Below are 18317 nucleotides of genomic sequence, written 5' to 3'. Positions count from 1 at the left end.
CGTAAAAAATGATAAGGTCAATGGAACTTATTAGAGTTCTATTGACCTTATCATCCCATATTTTATTCTTTACTCTTTAAAGTATCTTTTAACCGTGTTTCGGGAATCATAACTTTCAATTCCACTAATCGAGAACCGTCCATTTTTTCCGTTTCGAGAAGTATACCATTGTGAAGTGTAATCTGTAGTTGTTCATTATTACCGGGAATTCGACCTAATTCAGTTAAGACGAATCCCGCAATTGTGTCTACGTCTTTAACGTTGATATCACAATTAAATTCATCATTAAAATCGTCAAGTGTCATTCGACCTTGTACGATATATTCATGTGCATTAATTTTTCTCAATGTATCATCAGGGCTATCTGACTCATCGTCGATATCGCCAACAATCTCTTCAATTAAATCTTCAATTGTGGCAAGTCCAACAACACCGCCATATTCATCCAATAAAATAGCTAATTGAGTGTGTGTTTTCTTCATTTCGAATAACAAATCATCAACAGCCATCGTTTCTGGAATAAACATGGGCTCTTGCATAATTTGACGTAAACTAATTCTATCGAACCCTTTTGCTCTAGCAGCTTTAAGCAAATTTTTGATATGAACAACGCCAACGACGTTATCTTTATCATCACTATAAACGGGTACACGAGAATAAGGTTGATTTAAAATAGCATCAATATTACGATCATTATCGTTTTGTAAATCAATCATAAAAGCATCAGTTCTAGCGACCATAACTTCACGAGCGAATTTCGTATGTAACGAAATAACGCCTTCCATCATTTCATATTCATCTGAATCAATAGCACCACGCTCTTCACCAGTTTGAATCATATGAACAATTTCTTGTCGACTAATAACCTCAATATTATTTTTATTAAACTTAATTGGTGTTATTTTTTCTAATGCACGGATTGAAATTGATAACAACCAGTTAAATGGTTTGAAAACAATCGCAATAAGTTGAATAGGCCCAGTCGTTGCTCTGGCAATTTTGTCTGGCATCTGTAGTGCCAATTGTTTAGGATATAATTCTCCTAAAACTAATGAAAAATAAGATAAAATCAACGTAACGATAACTACTGCAACATCATGTGCCCACACAGCACTCCCAAACAATGGTTCAACATATTTAGCCAAAGATGTTGCTGCAAAAGCTGAAGACAAGAACCCGGCAAAAGTAATACTAATCTGGATAGTTGATAAAAATGATGTCGAATTATTTAATATACCAAGAATTCTTATTGCACCTTTATCTCCAGCTTTCGCCTCTGCCTCAATTTTATTACGATTTACTGAAACTACTGCTAATTCTGCAGCTGAAAAATAGGCATTCACTAATGTCAAAATGACTAATAATAACAGCTGCAACAGCAGTTCGTGACCAGGGTCTGAACTCATTTACTCATCCGCTCCAATTCATTTGTCTTTATTTTTTAACCTACGGATATTATACACCTATTAACATGCAGAAATCCGATTGCTAATTGCTAGTTGTCTCATCACTAGTTGAGCTCGTTGAACTAGTTGTATCTGATGTTGAACTAGAATATGATCTTGTTGTGTTATCGGTACTAGAAGTATCTGAACTTGTTGTACTATCTGAGCTTGTATCAGCATTAGAGTATGAACTTGCTGTACTTGTACTATCTGAAGTTGTATCGTCATTAGAGTATGAACTTGTTGTGTTGTCTGAAGTAGTATTATCAGAACTTGTATTATCTGTGCCTGTTGTATCTGAAGATGTAGTATCTATACTTTTTCCACTTCCAGCAACGACCTTAAGCGTTTGCCCAGGTCTTAATGTTGTATTTTCCATGTCATTTAATGCAATTAGTTCCTTCACTGTCATATCATGGCTTAACGCAATAGATGACAATGAATCACCATAAACAACAGTTATCGTATCCGTATCAATATTAGAACTTGACGACGAAGACGACGTTGATTTACTTTTTTTAGACACAGATTTTTTCTTTTCAGTTTTCTTCTTTTTTGATTTTGGTTTTGATTTTTCACTAGACTTACTCTTACCATATTTCGATTCAGCTAATTTTTGTTGTTCAGCGTACTCCTTTTTTTGTTGGTCAGATGACCCACGAGTAGCAACCCACTCAACGACGTCATGACCAGCCTTCGTACTAGCTAATATCGTCCCACCACCGATACACACAACTGCAACTATACCAATAATTACTTTCGTTCTTAATTTCATAACTTCCTCCGAGTTAACTCACATTTATTTAGGTACTTTTATTTTTTGTCCTACATGCAAAAGATTTGATGATAATTCATTGATGTCCATCAATTGATCACTGGTTGTATCATTGGCAGTCGCGATACTTGATAAACTATCCCCACTACCTACCTCAAACATCTTCGTACTAATTTTACTGATACTTTCTTTCTTTTCACTACTTTCCTTCTTTTCACTACTTTCTTTTGCTGCTGACTCAGAACTAGCCACCCTTTCAGATGACTCTCTAGCTAGAACGGATTCACTTTCTGCCTTAGCTTTAGCAAGCGACTCATTCTGCCGCTTTTTTTCAGCAGACCGTTTGGCTGACTTGCTTGAAGCAGCTTTAGCTGATTTAGATTTAGAAGATGCCACCACTTTTTTAGAGACATCAGCTCTACTAATTGAGCTTGAAATTGCTATTTTTTTTGATTCACTTACAGACTTCTGACGTTGGGCGATTGAACTCGATTCTTGCTTGTCATTGTTCATTTGAACATACTTGGCAGAAACTGTTCCTATCACTGCTAAAATCAAAATACCAATAACCATCAAAGCTAGTTTACCGTGCTTTTTACCATTTTTCTTTTTTAAAAAATATTTTGTATCGTCAAATGCTTGTCCGTTATAAAAGGCATCTCTACGACGCAACTCAATTGATCGAGGCATATCAGGATCAAAATGCGTTTTTTTATATTGTGTATATAAGGTCTCTACACTAAATGATTTACGTTCTGAATCACGTTGTTTATCGTACTCACTTCGTTTCTCATCAGTCAAACTATCGTACCAAGCAACAAAATCTAAATAACTCATAACGACTTTTTCAGACTCACCGATATCCATCAGTTGACCGTTTTGAATCCAGGCAATTCTGTCTGTTAAGAACTCCATTTGTTGTAAATCTTGACTAGCAAGTACAAAAGTTTTGCCCTCTGTTTGTAGGCTTTTAATTTTATCAACCGTTTTTTGATAAAAAATATCATCTAATGCTGATAGAATACCATCTAAAATAATAATATCAGGTTCAATGAAGAAGGCCATTGCTAACTCAACTCGCGCACGCATATCGGGAGAGTAATCTTCAATTTTACTTTCTTTTAATACCCCTAAGTCAGCAAAATTTAAAACATTATTCAAAGTTTGATCACTATTTTTGTAATCAATCTTAGAATCAGTAATTGCTTCTTGAATATTTTGCACAGCCGTTTTATCGCGTTTTAATTGTGTCTCATATGATACAATCGTCGTGTGACCGGCCATCGTTAGAAAACCCGTTGTTTGTTTGGCTTTACCGGCTAGAATGTCAGATAACGTTGCTTTCCCTGAGCCACCCATGCCAATAATACCAAAAAATTCACCACGATAAATATCAAACGAGATGCCCCTTAAAGCCCAATAAATATCTTTCGAATCTTTATCAATTTTTCGATTTTTTTTACTTGTTATACCTTTTGTAACATACTCTAATCGAATTTTATAATCTTCCATTTTATCACCATTAATCATTCAGTTATTTTAATTCTCAATAATAACATGTATACACTTACGCTTATACAATTCTACCATTAATCACTAAAAATTAACATCTTATCCGATGTTATCAGTATTTATATTTTAAAAAATAAAAAGCATATCCTCCCAAAAGGAGAATATGCTTACTTACCTAAGATAATGTCAGAAACTTTTTGAGAAGCTTTTCCATTATCCCATTCAATAAATTTATTTTGAAAATCTTTAAATTGTTTTTCGTAACCAGGATAATCACCATTTTGCGTATAGACATCCAATTGTTTATAGAAATCTGGTTCTTTTTCTACGATTGGTCCTGGCGCTTCCATCTCAAAGTTGATATAAAAGCCGCGTAGTTCATCCCGATAATGTTCTAAATCATAACAATAAAACATCATTGGTCGATTCAAATTAGCAAAATCAAACATCACTGACGAATAATCCGTAATCATCATATCACTCATTAAATATAATTCAGTAATATTTTCATCTGCCATTATTTTAACACGATCTTCAAATCCTTCGATATTAATACTATTCTTAACTAAATAATGAGGCCGCATAATTAAAATAGTATCGTCTGATACATGTTGAAAGAATGATTCGAATGAAAAAGCCATTTCGAATTTATAAACACCCTGAGTATAAAAGCTATCATCACGCCATGTTGGCGCATAAAGAACCACTTTAGCATCTTCATTACCAAGATACGTTTTCTTTAAAGCTCTAATATCTTTTTCATTATTATCCGCATATAAAATGTCATTCCTTGGGTATCCAATATCCAAGGATTTATTTTTAAAAGCAAATGCACTTTCAAAAATTTGCTTTGAATAATGATTAGGCGCTATTAAATAATCCCAACGTGCTGTTTCCACTTTAAAATTAGCATGGTATAACGCTGTCGTTGTACCTGGCATTGAAACATTTTCAATATCCATTCCTAAATGTTTCAACGGTGTCCCGTGCCATGTTTGTATATATGTAGTCTTCGGATTCTTTTTCCACCAAATAGGTAATCTTGAATTAAAGACCCAAAATTCAGCCCTCGCCATTTTGATAGTCCAAGAAAATCCAAAGCGTTTAATTAAATTAATTTCCGGATATTGTTCTTTTAATTTAGTGTACATGCTTGGTTTAACGCTAAAATATAAAAGCTTCGCATTTTCTTCACCAAGATCTCGTCTAGTCTGCTTGTAAATGGCCATCGGGTTATCGTTAACATCGCGCCCATTAAAGCTTTCAAAGACAACTTGGTGTTTTTTAATTGAAAATTTAATTGTAAAATCATTTAACGTTATTAAAATTTGGCGACCAATCCGCTTAACCACTTTTTGGACTATTTTTTTAATTTCATTCATTATTTTGTTCTCCTTACTACAAAAGATAAAATAATAAAATATTTTACAAGTTCATCCCTAAATCTTTTTTAATTTTTGTTGTTGAAATACCATCTGTTCTTGGTAAGTAAATAACTTCACAGTAATCGCTTAAAAAGTCAAACTTACCTGCCCAATCATCACCCATCACAAATGTATCAATCTGATTATCGACGACGTCACTAATTTTTTGGTCCCATTCAGTTTCTGGAATCACTTCATCTACGTACTTAATTGCTTCTAAAATGAACTTACGATCTTCATATGATGTGTAAGCCTTTTTCCCTTTAATTGCGTTAAATTCATCTGTTGAAATACAAACTGTTAAATGGTCGCCCATTGCTTTAGCGCGTTGTAAAATACGTACATGACCCTTGTGTAATAAATCGAATGTTCCATAAGTAATTATTTTTTTCATGTTTTTGCTCCTCCGTCGTTATCAATAATAATTTATTTTATCATAAACTGTTATGACTGTCTTATTTTTCCTGCAATTGTCTAATATCGTAAAAGTATTTAATAACAACTTTTACAACAGCATATAAGGGAATTCCTAAAATCATTCCTAGAAGCCCAGCAATGTTACCAGCTACTAGTAATAATACAATAATCGTCAATGGATGTATATTTAATGATTTGCCTATAACATTAGGATAGACAAAATTACCATCAATTTGTTGGACAATTAACACAACAATCACGACAAAAATAACCATTTGAGTAGACTGTGTTACCGCAATAATCAGTGCTGGGAAAATACCAATATAGGGTCCAATATAAGGAATAATATTAGCAAGGCCAGCCACAACTCCTAGTAACAAAATATACGGCATACCAATAATTGAATAACCAATAGCGGTAAATACCCCAACGAAAATACATTCAATAGCTTGTCCACCAATGTACGCTGAAATTGTATCACCCATGCGGTCAAGTAACTCAACGAGCTCATCCCCATGTTTTTCTGGAACAAGTTTTTTAAGCGTTGGGACTAGTTTTTGACCATCTTTTAACATATAGAACAACATCACAGGTACTGTCAGTGCAACAACTGTCACACTCGTTACAACCCCAATCATTGATCCTATCGAGTTCGTCAAATTGGTTGCAATTGATTTGAAGTAGGTCCCAATAGAATTTTCAAACTGGTTTAAATAGCTAGTAAAATCAATTTCTTTAAACCAAGCATATTTATTTAAATGATTAAACGTATCTTTTGACGACTCACTAACTGCATTTGCATAATCTGGTAGGTTAACCACCAATTGACTTAGCTGACTGACTACTCTCGGAATCAGGTACCCTATTAAGGCAACTAAAAGAATTGCTAGGAATACAAATAGAATGGCAACTGACAACGTTCGAGAAAATTTGAATTTTTTGATTTTTATTTTCATTAAAAATTTAACGACCGGATTAAATAAATAAAATAAAAACCCAGATATAATAATCGGAATAAATAATGTGGAAATAAACGTTCCTATTGGACTAAAAATAAAACTTATTTTTGTACACATCCAAATTAACGAGGCAACGATTAATAATTCAAGTGACCAAAACATCAATTTAGACTTTTTTAATCTATCAAGCATCGATATGGTTCTCCTTTAATTTATGTATAGTAATTTCATTATACCGTAACCTGTCTAACAATTATAGCGTTTCACTTATCCTCATTATTGAACGATAAATTAATTCAAAAAAAAGACGCCAAATGGCGTCTTTAAACTGCTTAATTGATTACTTCACTTTTATCAATCCAACCGGTTGTCCCATCACTCATCGTGATAAACAGTAATGTCGAACCGACTTTATTTTTTTGAATAGGATCAATTAAATAACCCGTTTTATTCACGATACCTTCATTTGTAACTCTGGCATCAATATTTTTTACAAATTTATAATTTTTAGATCCATAAACCTTTGACCAAACTTCAGCACCATCTTGAACATGGACGGTCGTTTCTTCAACTACTGTTTCTTGAGCTTCATAAACGCGTCCATTCATGACAAAATCAACTAACCGTTCAGTTGCATGTCCATCATCCCAAGCATTATAAGTCGCTACAAATTGATCATAATTGTGATGGCGTTCATCCGTTGCAAATGCTCGTTTAATCTCAGTAATGACAGCATCTGTATCCTTAACGATTGGTCCTGGTACTTCTTTTTCGTAGTCAAAGTAAAAACCACGAATATCATTTGCATACTCATCTAAATCATATGCAAAGAAAATAATAGGACGTTTTAACGCTGCAAAATCAAAGAAAACAGATGAATAATCTGTAATCAACAGATCACTAATAAGATATAAATCATTAATATCTTCATAATCAGCAACGTTCAGCGCAAAGCCTTCATAATCAGTTAAATCTAATGAGTTAGCAATTAAATAATGCGTTCTAACAAGAACGATAATATCATCGCCAAGTTCTGCTTTCATCTTATCTAAATCAAGATGTAACTTAGCCGTGAAATAATCAGCTTTAACGTATTCATTATCTCTCCAAGTAGGTGCATATAGAATAACTTTTTTGTTTGGATTAATTTCTAAACTTGCTTTAATACGATTGATATCTGTCTGTGTATAATTCGTTAAAATATCATTTCTAGGATAGCCAGAATTAATCATTTGGTTACGGTTCAAACGGAATGCACGTCTGAAAATATCTGACGAATATTCATTTGGCGTAACAGAATAATCCCAACGATCAGAATCTTTTGTAACTTGGCTATGATATTTAGCAGCATCAACGCCAGGCATTGACCCTGTATTTACGTCAACACCAATCGTTTTTAATGGCGTACCATGCCATGTCTGAACAATTGTTGTACCTTCAGGTTTAACCCACCATAATGGTCGACGAACATTCGTAAACCAATATTTTGCTCGAGCTTGTTTGAAAATACCTTTAAATGAGAATCGTGTCACATAGGGAATATGATTTTCTTTAAAATAAGCAACATAATCCTGGTTCACATTCCAGTACATCTTATATTTAGGGTAACGGTCTTTCATGTATTCATAGATAGCTTTTGGATTATCACTATATTTACGACCAAAGAAACTTTCAAATATAATAATATCTTTCTTTGACATTTTACCGATAATACCAAATGCTTTTGGATACCATTTATTAAACTTAACGATCTTTTTAATTTTATTTCTAATTACTTGAACGCTTGGTTCTTGTGGTAATAAGTGATCGCTAATCATTGCTTCAAAAACTTGCTTTGAAGCATCCCCTTGACGACCATACGTACAAAATTTATCATAAAATTCAATCAATTGTTGCGCGTAGGTTGTCTGTAGATGATTAAAATCGCTTAATTCGTCAATTATTTTTGCCGTTGTATCCACAATTGGTCCTGGAACCGTACCATTATAATCGAGATAAACACCTCGTGTATCTTCTGTATAATCTTTTAAATCATATGCAAAGAAAATCATTGGTCGTTTAAGATGTGCGTAATCAAACATTACTGAACTATAATCAGTAATTAACGTATCCGCAATTAAATATAAATCTTCAACTGTTGGATAATTAGACACATCAAAAGTAAATCCTTCAAATTCAGTTAGATCAATTTTATTGGCAACGAAATAATGTAGCCTTACCAATAACACATATTCGTCACTCAATTTAGCTTGCATTTGTTTAATATCTAACTCAAAATCAAATCCGTCTTTATTTCGGTAGGTTGGTGCATATAATACGACCTTTTTATCCAATGGCATGCCAATAGATTCTTTAATTTTAAGGATATCAGTTTCATTATTCTTTTTATAAAGTACATCATTTCTTGGGAAGCCAGAGTGAACAACCTCTTTTTCAAAATTAAATGCGTGACTAGCTGTTTCATCCATATATGGCGAAGGTGAAACAAGATAATCCCAACGCTTAATTCGTTTCATGAAATTATTCTGACGTCCTTTTGAACCATCTTTGAAATAAGGTTCATCAAATCCCATCGTTTTCATGAAGGTTCCATGTAACGATTGAACTTCAACTTGTCCTTTTCGTTTTGCATATTGGTTAGGGAGGTTAGTATTTTCAATAAAATACTTAGCTCGCGCCATGTAATACCAATACTTTTTACTGAAGTAGCGAACTCGTTTACCATTGCCGGTTATTGTTGTATTCGGATCCTTGAATAACCAGACACATTCATAATCTGGCATGTTTTCTTGGACATAATCATAAATGGCTTTTTCATTACCATTGAAATAAGCGCCCCAATAACTATCAAAGACAATCGTTTTCTTCTTTAAAGGTAATAAACGTTGTAGCGGGTAATATAGTGAGAAGTTAATTGCCCGTTTTCGTTTGGTTGCGTCCTGCTTATCCCACGATAATTTTTGGTTTAAAACCAAAAAATTGTTTTTTGTTTCGTATAATGATGTTCTTGCTAAATGATTTGTACGACTTTCTAGCGTTTCTACACGTTCTGGTTCAGTTGTAATTTGCGAACGAACAACTTGGTCAGCACTATAAAAATCAAGATAAAGATTATATTTTGCTGCCTTAATGAAACTGTCTTGTTGTTCATTAATTAAATTCAAATTAACGATTATTTGACCGTTATCATCGACAGTAACGTCATTAAATTGATATTTATATTGTTCCTCTTGATCGATTACACGTAAAACAATTTTTTCTGCTGAACTTTGAAACAATGTATTTTCAGCGATTAATCGTAGCCGACTATTATCTAACCACTGGACATCCATTAGTTTTGAAAAATGTGGTGCGATATTTAGTCCAATCATTTCCTTCATATTCTTTTGAACGAGTAAACTATATTGTGCTATTTCATATTCTTGCGGTTTATCAACATGTTCAAACTCATAGCTTAATTTCAATTCTTTTTCATCAATTAACTGGAGTCTTTTTTGTGTTACAGAACTTAACTCGGCTACTTCAGTTATTGAGAATTCAAATTTCACTTGATGTTCACTAACATTTATTTTTTGTCCACTAATTTGAGGCGCAATTTCATCATCACTATTTTCAGTAACAATTAACTTCGTACTTTCAGGATTATTTAACCATGTAGAGACCACTAATTTACTATCATTCACACTAATATCTTGAATTAGATTAGCTTGAACATTTTTTTCCGTCTTTATTTCATTTGCTGTCAAAGTCATCGCATTAAAAGCTAATGCCCAGTCAAAACTAAAATCAGTTTTAATTTGATAATCATTACCAGAAAAAATATTACTTATAAATTTACGCTTAGGATTAGCTAAAAATTCCGTCACATTAATATTTTTAACTTGATAATTAACTTGTATTTTCCAAATGCCGTTTCCTAATATTTTGTATGCCTCTTGTTGATCAAATGACATTCTAAAATAACGATAGTTACGGTGCTTAAATAAATGACGACGACGCTTGACGGTTTCTCGTTCAAACGTAATTGGCATTTCTTTCCCATTTATAATGTTAATCAAATTAACCGTAAATTTTTCGTCTAATTTTTTTGTAACTTTCAATTGATTGAGTTGCAACCAACCCTTAATAACTATCTCACTTGTCATTTCATCAGAAAAAACATTTAAGATTCGTTGTTCGAATTTTTGTGATTGTCCCACATCAACCGCTTTAGCAACATCTAAAGAGATAGCCGGATCTTCATATTGATAGCGATTATTTTTTTCAACAATTTTTCCAATATTTCTACGACGATAACTATATTTTTTTAAGTCTTTAATATTCCCCTGTAACACAGCAGCATATTGAATTTGATTTTTAATTGATAATTGCTTAAATAATTCTGGATTAATCGTTCTAATAAGTAGGACTGTAATTTTTTGAAATTCTAATATGTAATCTTCTTCCGATTCTCGAATATCTTGCATTGATAGCGGAATATCAGTTGTTAATAATTTCAGATCAAATGCATCCATAACATTTTGAGTTGCCCCATATTTTTTCATGTATGAACGCGTTAACTCTAGCATTTCCAATCGGTCTTTATAATGTTGAATATCATTACCTCGACTTTGAGTGATAGATTTGCTATCACCTTCACGCCAACGCCATTCGTATACAATATCAGTAATAATATCAATATGGTTAGCCAATAAATGAGCTGCCATCATCACAGGAATATCTTCATATAACATTCCCACAGGGTAGCGCAAATTATTGTCGATAAACAAATTTAATCGATAAACTTTATTCCATGAAGTTGTGTCATAAACTAATTCTGGGTGTTCTGCAATTGATGTTTCATAAACAGTATCTTTAATAGCAAATTTATGAATGTAAGAACGTGAACTACGTTTAGAATTAAATCGTTTAACTGCACCAGTTGCCAAGTCTGAATCAGTCATCTTTACCGACCCCATCAAAAGACTGTATGCGTCAACTGGTAATAAATCATCCCCATCTACGAAGGCAATATATTCTCCGGTAGCGGCTTCAATTCCTGCATTTCTAGCAGCACTAGGTCCAGCATTTTCTTTGTGAATTGCTTTAATATTGTCAAAAAGTGATACATACCGATCCATAATTTCGGCAGTCCCATCAACTGATCCATCATCAACTAAAATAATTTCTAATTGTTCATAACTTTGGTTAAGAACTGATTCAATACTTTCTTCAATGAACTCTTCAACATTGTATCCCAAAATAACAACTGAGAGTAATCCATTATTTTTTGTCATTATTAATTGTATTCTCCTTAACAATTCTTTTGTCCAAATATCTAATAATTATATCATTCCTATTTATAATAATATATTTTTTTTATATTACATTCCATGGTATTTAACTGTTCCATAACTTTTTGATCAGTATTAATAACCCCGTTCCATTCAAATAATGAATTGGCCTATCAGTCATATTCATGTATAATTAGAAGGCACAAAATATATTTTATAGGGGAGTTCTAAATTATGAAAATCAGTAAATTCATTGGGATCACATTACTGTTTACAGCACTTGGCTTAGGGATAGCCAGTCACAGTACATCTAGCTCTGTCTCAGCAAAAGTTAAACTATCATCTTCAAAATACATTGCACATGCGCCTGTTAGAATTAAAACGAAAGCTTATAATGTTTATGCTTACCCTCGAACTTTAAATTCAAAATCAAAGTTCATGCACTATGGTTCAAGTTATCATTCAACAACTTTTTACATCACAAAAACGATTAAATTATCAGATGGAAAATCATATTCTTGGCTAGTTAATGGTGCTGGAAAAGCGTATGGCTATATAAATACCAAAGCCACAACCGTTTATGCATCTCCCAAAACAGATAAATCAGATAGTAACCATACACCTGTTAGAATTAAAACAAATGCTTATAATGTTTACAGTTATCCAAGAGCATTACACGGTGCTTCTACATTTATGCACTATGGTACTAGTTATCACTCAACCACTTTCTACATTTCCAAAAAAATTACAACGGCATCAAATGTAAGCTACTCAAAACTAACATATAGTGACGGAACTTTGTATGGTTATGTGAATACTAAAGCATTAACGAATTACGAAACCGTTAAAGATATCAAAACTTCTTCATCAAAAACTAAATATCGTATCACGTCTGACATCTCTAACATTCATAACGCACCACTAAACACTATTTATGGAAATAAAACAACACATTATTCAAAAAATTACTTCGATACTGATTTATATATCACCAAAACAGAAACACGAACACAAGATGGCGCTAAATTTTCATATGTTAAAACTGGGAAAAACGATCTCGGTTGGATTTATAGTGGCTATTTAGCAGCCTGGACACCTGCTACAGATGTTCTTGTTGATATGCATGATGGTAGCCTAGATACAGGCAATAAATTAGCAAATACTGCGGCTACTAATTTCTATCAAAAAAAGCCTAATTATTCTTCAGTTGATGCAACAACAAAATCAGGTAGTACTTATAATGCAACTGGTTCAAAACAATTTAAAACAAATTATTTCTTAACTGCTTCATATAAATCAAGTGGTGATTGGGGTAATATACAAGGATTTGTTATCAATGGTCACTACCTTTATGCATCAATCTCAACTGATTCGAAAAAAGGAACTGGTAAGATTGTCCGTTTTGATACTGATAAGATGAACGCATTAAATCTAAATAATAGTAAGGGATTTGGAGAATTATGGCAGGCTTTTTACTACCTCCGTCAATCGCAATCTCTTAGCTACTACAAAGCAAACTACCCTGCTTCAACTTATAAAGGTAAATATAATTTCTATGTTTCTAAATATAATGCATACAAAAAATATGAATCTATCATTAAAGTCGGTCCTGAATTCATAATAGGCCATGGTCAATCTTTAGATTATAAAACAAATGGTTCAAATAAAGGTCTCTACATGTATCGTGATACAAGCTCAAAATCACTTACTGAATCCGACACAGTAACTATTCAACATATCAATTCGTCAACGCTAGCACCTGATAACTATACTAATATGCAATGGAACGATGGTTATGGTAATTTTATGCAAAGTAATAATTTAACTTTTGCAGATAACAATAACTTCTATTCATACACAATGATTGGTAGCGGATCTGGTTCAGCCGGTAAGTATATTCGAATTTGGAAGGGATCTATAGATGCCGACAATAAAGTCACCGTAAAAGTCGTTGGACAATTAGCCAACCGGGTGGGTGACTCTCCACAATCAATTGCTTATAGTTCAAAAACAAATAAAGTTTACCTCGTAACAGATGACGCTTTTGTCGCTGTTAACGCTTCGAAATTAACAGTTGATAATAATCATAACAGTGCCTTAACAACAAATGATGTTTCGTATACCCGTATCAATTCTTCACGAGAAACTGAAGGGATGCAAATCATTAACGGTTACGCCTACATGTTATTTAATAGAACACCTGAGTTAATTAAGTCAACAACAGCCGGTTATTAATCAACCATTGTTGTAACTATAGTTATCCTAAAAAATAGCAACTACCATTTTAAAAATGATAGTTGCTATTTTTTATTCTAAATTACTATGGCTCGCCTTCGCCTGATCATTTGATACGTTGTCTCTACGACTTACCTTCAGCACTAATGCATCCAGAGCAATATGCACACTTTGATCAAATAGCGTACTCAATAATTGGATTGACTTTACACTATTATCAGCTTTTGTTGCACCAGGCACAACGACAACTGAGTTAGATACTTTCGCTAAAGGAGACTCGCCGTTACTTGTAAGCCCGACTACTTTAACGCCAATTTTCTTAGCACTTTCAGTTGGTTCAAGTACACTCTTAGTTGTCCCAGAGCCAGAAACAGAAACTAGCACATCCCCTTCTGCAATTGACGGTGTAATTGTCTCACCAATTACAAAGACCGTATAACCGATATGCATTAATCTCATTGCGAATCCTTTTGCCATTAACCCAGATCGCCCAGCACCTAAGATAAAAATTCTTTTATCTTTCGTAATTAACTTCTCAGCACCATTTAATTGGTCATCACTAACTTTAGCAATGACCGCGTTAATTTCATCCATTATTTCATCAAGTAAACTCATTTAATAACCTCCATAAATTTTTTTGCCATATCTAATGGTTTCTCATTATTCATTATTTTACCACCAACAATGATTCTTTCCACGATACCTTGAACAGCCAATCTTTTTGCCTGTTCAATATCAATACCACCGGCAACCGCGATTTTTTTTATATTTGGAAATTTAGCATGGAATTCAGCCACCGCTTTTACGGCATCAAAATCTTGATCTTTCTTATCATGTGAGTAATGTAATCCAAAAATGGCTTCATCAAATTTTTGTAATTTTTCAATTTTCGTCTCATCTACTTCCAATAAATCTATCAGAATGTTTTTTTTCTGATTAACCGTTAATTCATAAACTTGTTCAATCGTATCAATTGACGAACTTGCCATAACCGTTAACGTATCCGCGTTAGCAGAGAATCCCTTTTCAAATTCATAAACACCCTCATCAATTGTCTTTAAATCAAATAATACTTCTGATTGATTAACTTTTTCCGTAACAGATTTTAACGCATTTATCCCATAATCTTTAATCAAAGAGGTCCCAACTTCGATGACATTGACAACACCATCTAAGTAGCTGACGCTCTCCATAAGGTCTTCTAACGTAACGCGATCAATAGCGACTTGTAATTTCATTATTCCTGTACGCCTTCCTTTTTATAAAAATCCTGTAGTTCTTTAGGTGTTGGGTAGCCATCATTATCACCTGGTGTCTGAACTTGAAGCGCACCAACTGCATTTCCTCGTAAAACGGCTGACTCCATAGATTTGTTTTCCAATAATGCTGTAATAACGCCTAATGCAAATCCATCGCCTGCACCAACAGTATCCACAACTTTATCCACTTTGAAGCCTTTAATCGTTTTCATACTACCATCTGAATTTTTGATAAATGCACCACTTGCACCTATTTTAACAATTACCGTTTTTGTCCGTTTGCCTTTTAAATAAAAGTCGGCAATTTCTTCTGGATTATCACTGCCCATCAGAATTTTTCCTTCTTCAACACCTGGTAAAACAACATCTGCATAACCTGCCAGTTCATTAACGGTCGCAACCATATAATCTTTACTTTTCCACAATGTTGGTCGTAAATTAGGGTCAAATGTAATGAATTTTTGGTTATCCACAAGGCGTGTTAATAACGTTCTAAATGTTTTTTCGGCCACATCTGAAATAGCTGGGAAAATACCAGACATATGCGCTATTTTAACATCATCTAAATTTATTGCATCAATTCGATCACTTGTTAAATGAGCTGCAGCTGACCCTTTACGGTAATTAAAAGTCTCTGGGTCACCCGTTGATACGAGTTGTTTCAATTGATGCCCCGTCCAATGATTTTCACTTTCGCTAATATAATCGATACCCACACCATGTCCTGAAATAATACTCTTCGCGTATTGGCCAAAAGGTTCTGTTCCAACTCGAGAAACATATTCAACATCATGCCCTAAGCGTTTAACTCCGATCGCTACGTTTAATTCTGCGCCACCTAATATTTTCACATAATTAACTGATTCTGATAAGCTTTGATCCATATCTTTTGAGGCAAATGTAATGATTGGTTCGCCAATTGTTATAACTTCACTCATTATATTTTCTTCCCTTCATGTCTCTTAATTTTAACCGAAAAAGTAATAAACTAAAACTTCATTAATAATTGAAACAAACCACATGATTGGAACACCTCTTTTTAATAAATCTTTTGATTGAACTTTCATATAATCAAGGCCCCAAACATTCCATGATTGCGTGATTCCTGTTGAAACAGCAAGAAGCGCAGGCACATAGAGAAGTGGTAATAAGAAGGCATCATTGAACAACCCGGTTCCCGAAAGAACCGCTGCAGTTGCAGCTCCAGCACCCCAAACATGTAACGGACCTCTGAATAACGCGAGCGGTGCTAATACTCCAAATACAATAGCAAGGATTAAATGGTCATGCGGTAATATCAGACTAAATACATGTTGAAACCTAACAGCGTTCAACTGAGCAGCACCAGCAAACATCACTAACGCCATTAAAAACATAATCAATCCTGCGATATCACCAATCGCTTTTTGAATCGTACTATTCAAGAAGTCGACGAAATTTTTATATCCTTTCATATTTCCAGTAACAGCTATCGCAAACAATGTTGCTAAAGTTAATCCTGGAATAGCATCCCAGCCGAAAATCATATTCATAACGACCGGAATAATTGGTGCAACAAATGCAATTTTTGGTATGGGGCGACTTTCAGAATTTTGTTGTGTCTCACCAATAATTTTTAGATTTGAATCAACATTTTCTTGAGTAAATTTCTTGCGATGTAAAACTAAGAAAATAATTACCGCGATTAATTGAACTGTCATTGCTGTCCAACCGAAGATTAAGTATTGTCCGCCGTATACGGCATTTGGAAAAAATGCTTTAATTTGATTGAATAAAACAACATTAATGTACATTGGTGCCCCAATTGACATGACAAATGCAGTAAGTGCGATGTCTCTTGGAATACCTAGGGATAACATGATTGGTAATAAGATAACCCCTATCGCAATCACAGATCCCACTCCGTATGCGCTTACAAAAATAAACGCTGTTACCAAAACAATTAAAATAGCTGCTATTAATGGTCGTTTTTTCCCAACTTTTTTTGTTGCTTCTGAAATTGCAGGCGCAATCCCACTATCAACAAGAACCCTTCCGAACCATGATCCAAATGCAATATAGATAATTGTCGGTCCATAATTCAATGCTGGTTCAGCAAATACTTTTTGAACTGCCTTATCGAATGGAATTTGTCCAATGATAGACCATAAAATAGCCATTACGAAGAACCCGACCATGATGTTTCCACCCTTTAAAATATAAATAATAAATCCTACAAAAGTGATTAATAATAAAATCGGTATTAGGGTTGCCATAAGCTAGTCCTCAATTTCTTTTTTTAATAACACTATCTGGGATTGAATTAACGCTTTGTTATCCATCGGATATTCAAGAGCGAAAGCCACTTTTTTTGGTAGATGGGCTAAAATAGCTCGCCAATCAAACATTCCTTCATCTAAATTTTTCGACGTCATTAAGTTTCCAGCATTATTAATAACGTTTTTCAAATGGATATAGTCCGTGTATTGTGAAAGCTCATCTGCACTCTGAATAGCATCTTGTTTCGTAAAAGCCCAATTACCAAGATCATAAACATAACCAACAGGCACATTTTGTCGTTTAGCACTTTCTAAAAATGTCGTTAATGCCTTAACACTGCCACTTAATGCAGTTTGATCATTTTCAACATTCATTGTTATTTTGTCTAAAGGAAATTCACTAAAAGCCTGCTTTAAATCTCCAGTAAATGCCGCAAAATTTCCAATATTAAATTTAATTTTTTTGATTCCCATAATTAAACCTTCTTGAAAATAAGTAACTAATTTAGGGTTTAACGTGCCATTGTCTAAAAAAACTTGATCAGGAACACTATAATTAACAATTAATCCGTATTGTTTTGCTTTTTTTGCAACTTTGGGTAATTCACTATCTAAATCTTTAAAATATTCACGTCTAACTTCGATACCGTCAACACTTAATTTTGAAACGCGATCAACCAATTCATCCTGTTTAATTCCATTTTCTACATCATTCTCAAAAATCCATGTATTTAAAATAACTGTCATCATTTTTCCTCCA

Annotated in this window: 13 protein-coding genes; 1 reads left to right on the top strand and 12 read right to left on the bottom strand. The window is 33.6% G+C overall.

Translation table 11 applies throughout. From position 1 onward, the window contains the following. Positions 1 to 62 precede the first annotated feature (62 nt). From AC1RPK_RS04550 to AC1RPK_RS04520, 7 genes are all read right to left on the bottom strand, one after another. Positions 63 to 1406 carry a hemolysin family protein gene (locus AC1RPK_RS04550; RefSeq protein WP_481761506.1) on the bottom strand — a complete coding sequence of 448 codons (1344 nt, stop codon included), beginning with the start codon at positions 1404 to 1406 and terminating at the stop codon, positions 63 to 65. A gap of 82 nt (positions 1407 to 1488) precedes the next feature. Beyond that, complete coding sequence (locus tag AC1RPK_RS04545; protein WP_481761507.1) at positions 1489 to 2220, bottom strand: LysM peptidoglycan-binding domain-containing protein; 732 nt, start codon at positions 2218 to 2220, stop codon at positions 1489 to 1491. A 24-nt stretch (positions 2221 to 2244) separates the two neighbouring features. Beyond that, positions 2245 to 3732, bottom strand: coding sequence for an ATP-binding cassette domain-containing protein (locus tag AC1RPK_RS04540; protein ID WP_481762410.1), 1488 nt, complete (start codon positions 3730 to 3732; stop codon positions 2245 to 2247). A gap of 167 nt (positions 3733 to 3899) precedes the next feature. Then, positions 3900 to 5105: a CDP-glycerol glycerophosphotransferase family protein gene (locus tag AC1RPK_RS04535; protein WP_481761627.1), complete on the bottom strand. Its 1206-nt coding sequence runs from the start codon at positions 5103 to 5105 to the stop codon at positions 3900 to 3902. A gap of 52 nt (positions 5106 to 5157) precedes the next feature. Next, entirely contained in the window at positions 5158 to 5550 is a 393-nt protein-coding gene (gene tagD / locus AC1RPK_RS04530; RefSeq protein WP_481761509.1) for a glycerol-3-phosphate cytidylyltransferase, read from the bottom strand. A 61-nt stretch (positions 5551 to 5611) separates the two neighbouring features. Further along, positions 5612 to 6724 carry an AI-2E family transporter gene (locus AC1RPK_RS04525; RefSeq protein ID WP_481761510.1) on the bottom strand — a complete coding sequence of 371 codons (1113 nt, stop codon included), beginning with the start codon at positions 6722 to 6724 and terminating at the stop codon, positions 5612 to 5614. 140 nt (positions 6725 to 6864) lie between these two features. Next, the gene (locus AC1RPK_RS04520; RefSeq protein ID WP_481761511.1) at positions 6865 to 11808 is read right to left on the bottom strand and encodes a CDP-glycerol glycerophosphotransferase family protein; all 4944 of its coding nucleotides are present in this window, start codon (positions 11806 to 11808) and stop codon (positions 6865 to 6867) included. Positions 11809 to 12039: 231 nt separating this feature from the next. On the opposite strand from AC1RPK_RS04520, the gene AC1RPK_RS04515 reads away from it, so the two are divergent. Beyond that, positions 12040 to 14040: a hypothetical protein gene (locus tag AC1RPK_RS04515; protein ID WP_481761512.1), complete on the top strand. Its 2001-nt coding sequence runs from the start codon at positions 12040 to 12042 to the stop codon at positions 14038 to 14040. A gap of 72 nt (positions 14041 to 14112) precedes the next feature. Here AC1RPK_RS04515 and hxlB read toward each other — a convergent pair whose 3' ends face one another. Genes hxlB through AC1RPK_RS04490 form a run of 5 tightly spaced genes read right to left on the bottom strand, consistent with a single transcriptional unit; the run spans position 14113 to position 18304 of the window. Then, positions 14113 to 14655: a 6-phospho-3-hexuloisomerase gene (gene hxlB / locus AC1RPK_RS04510; protein ID WP_481761513.1), complete on the bottom strand. Its 543-nt coding sequence runs from the start codon at positions 14653 to 14655 to the stop codon at positions 14113 to 14115. Beyond that, complete coding sequence (locus AC1RPK_RS04505) at positions 14652 to 15278, bottom strand: orotidine 5'-phosphate decarboxylase / HUMPS family protein (RefSeq protein WP_481761514.1); 627 nt, start codon at positions 15276 to 15278, stop codon at positions 14652 to 14654. The genes hxlB and AC1RPK_RS04505 overlap by 4 nt, the downstream gene beginning before the upstream one ends. After that, positions 15278 to 16237 (bottom strand): sugar kinase, encoded by a 960-nt coding sequence (locus AC1RPK_RS04500; RefSeq protein ID WP_481761515.1) that lies wholly within the window; start codon positions 16235 to 16237, stop codon positions 15278 to 15280. The genes AC1RPK_RS04505 and AC1RPK_RS04500 overlap by 1 nt, the downstream gene beginning before the upstream one ends. A gap of 30 nt (positions 16238 to 16267) precedes the next feature. After that, positions 16268 to 17554: a gluconate:proton symporter gene (locus AC1RPK_RS04495; RefSeq protein WP_481761516.1), complete on the bottom strand. Its 1287-nt coding sequence runs from the start codon at positions 17552 to 17554 to the stop codon at positions 16268 to 16270. A 3-nt stretch (positions 17555 to 17557) separates the two neighbouring features. Further along, entirely contained in the window at positions 17558 to 18304 is a 747-nt protein-coding gene (locus tag AC1RPK_RS04490; RefSeq protein WP_481761628.1) for a sugar phosphate isomerase/epimerase family protein, read from the bottom strand. Positions 18305 to 18317: the final 13 nt, after the last annotated feature.

It is taken from the genome of Dellaglioa sp. CoH-55-MRSF-6 (assembly GCF_056782215.1).
This window is presented reverse-complemented; position numbering and strand designations above follow the sequence as displayed.

What these genes read in the sequence shown, in the direction of transcription:
- tagD (WP_481761509.1), bottom strand. Translation starts at nt 5,550, where the DNA reads ATGAAAAAAATAATTACTTATGGAACATTCGATTTATTACACAAGGGT.
- AC1RPK_RS04520 (WP_481761511.1), bottom strand. Translation starts at nt 11,808, where the DNA reads ATGACAAAAAATAATGGATTACTCTCAGTTGTTATTTTGGGATACAAT.
- AC1RPK_RS04490 (WP_481761628.1), bottom strand. Translation starts at nt 18,304, where the DNA reads ATGACAGTTATTTTAAATACATGGATTTTTGAGAATGATGTAGAAAAT.
- AC1RPK_RS04550 (WP_481761506.1), bottom strand. Translation starts at nt 1,406, where the DNA reads ATGAGTTCAGACCCTGGTCACGAACTGCTGTTGCAGCTGTTATTATTA.
- AC1RPK_RS04525 (WP_481761510.1), bottom strand. Translation starts at nt 6,724, where the DNA reads ATGCTTGATAGATTAAAAAAGTCTAAATTGATGTTTTGGTCACTTGAA.
- AC1RPK_RS04500 (WP_481761515.1), bottom strand. Translation starts at nt 16,237, where the DNA reads ATGAGTGAAGTTATAACAATTGGCGAACCAATCATTACATTTGCCTCA.
- AC1RPK_RS04515 (WP_481761512.1), top strand. Translation starts at nt 12,040, where the DNA reads ATGAAAATCAGTAAATTCATTGGGATCACATTACTGTTTACAGCACTT.
- hxlB (WP_481761513.1), bottom strand. Translation starts at nt 14,655, where the DNA reads ATGAGTTTACTTGATGAAATAATGGATGAAATTAACGCGGTCATTGCT.
- AC1RPK_RS04505 (WP_481761514.1), bottom strand. Translation starts at nt 15,278, where the DNA reads ATGAAATTACAAGTCGCTATTGATCGCGTTACGTTAGAAGACCTTATG.
- AC1RPK_RS04495 (WP_481761516.1), bottom strand. Translation starts at nt 17,554, where the DNA reads ATGGCAACCCTAATACCGATTTTATTATTAATCACTTTTGTAGGATTT.
- AC1RPK_RS04540 (WP_481762410.1), bottom strand. Translation starts at nt 3,732, where the DNA reads ATGGAAGATTATAAAATTCGATTAGAGTATGTTACAAAAGGTATAACA.
- AC1RPK_RS04545 (WP_481761507.1), bottom strand. Translation starts at nt 2,220, where the DNA reads ATGAAATTAAGAACGAAAGTAATTATTGGTATAGTTGCAGTTGTGTGT.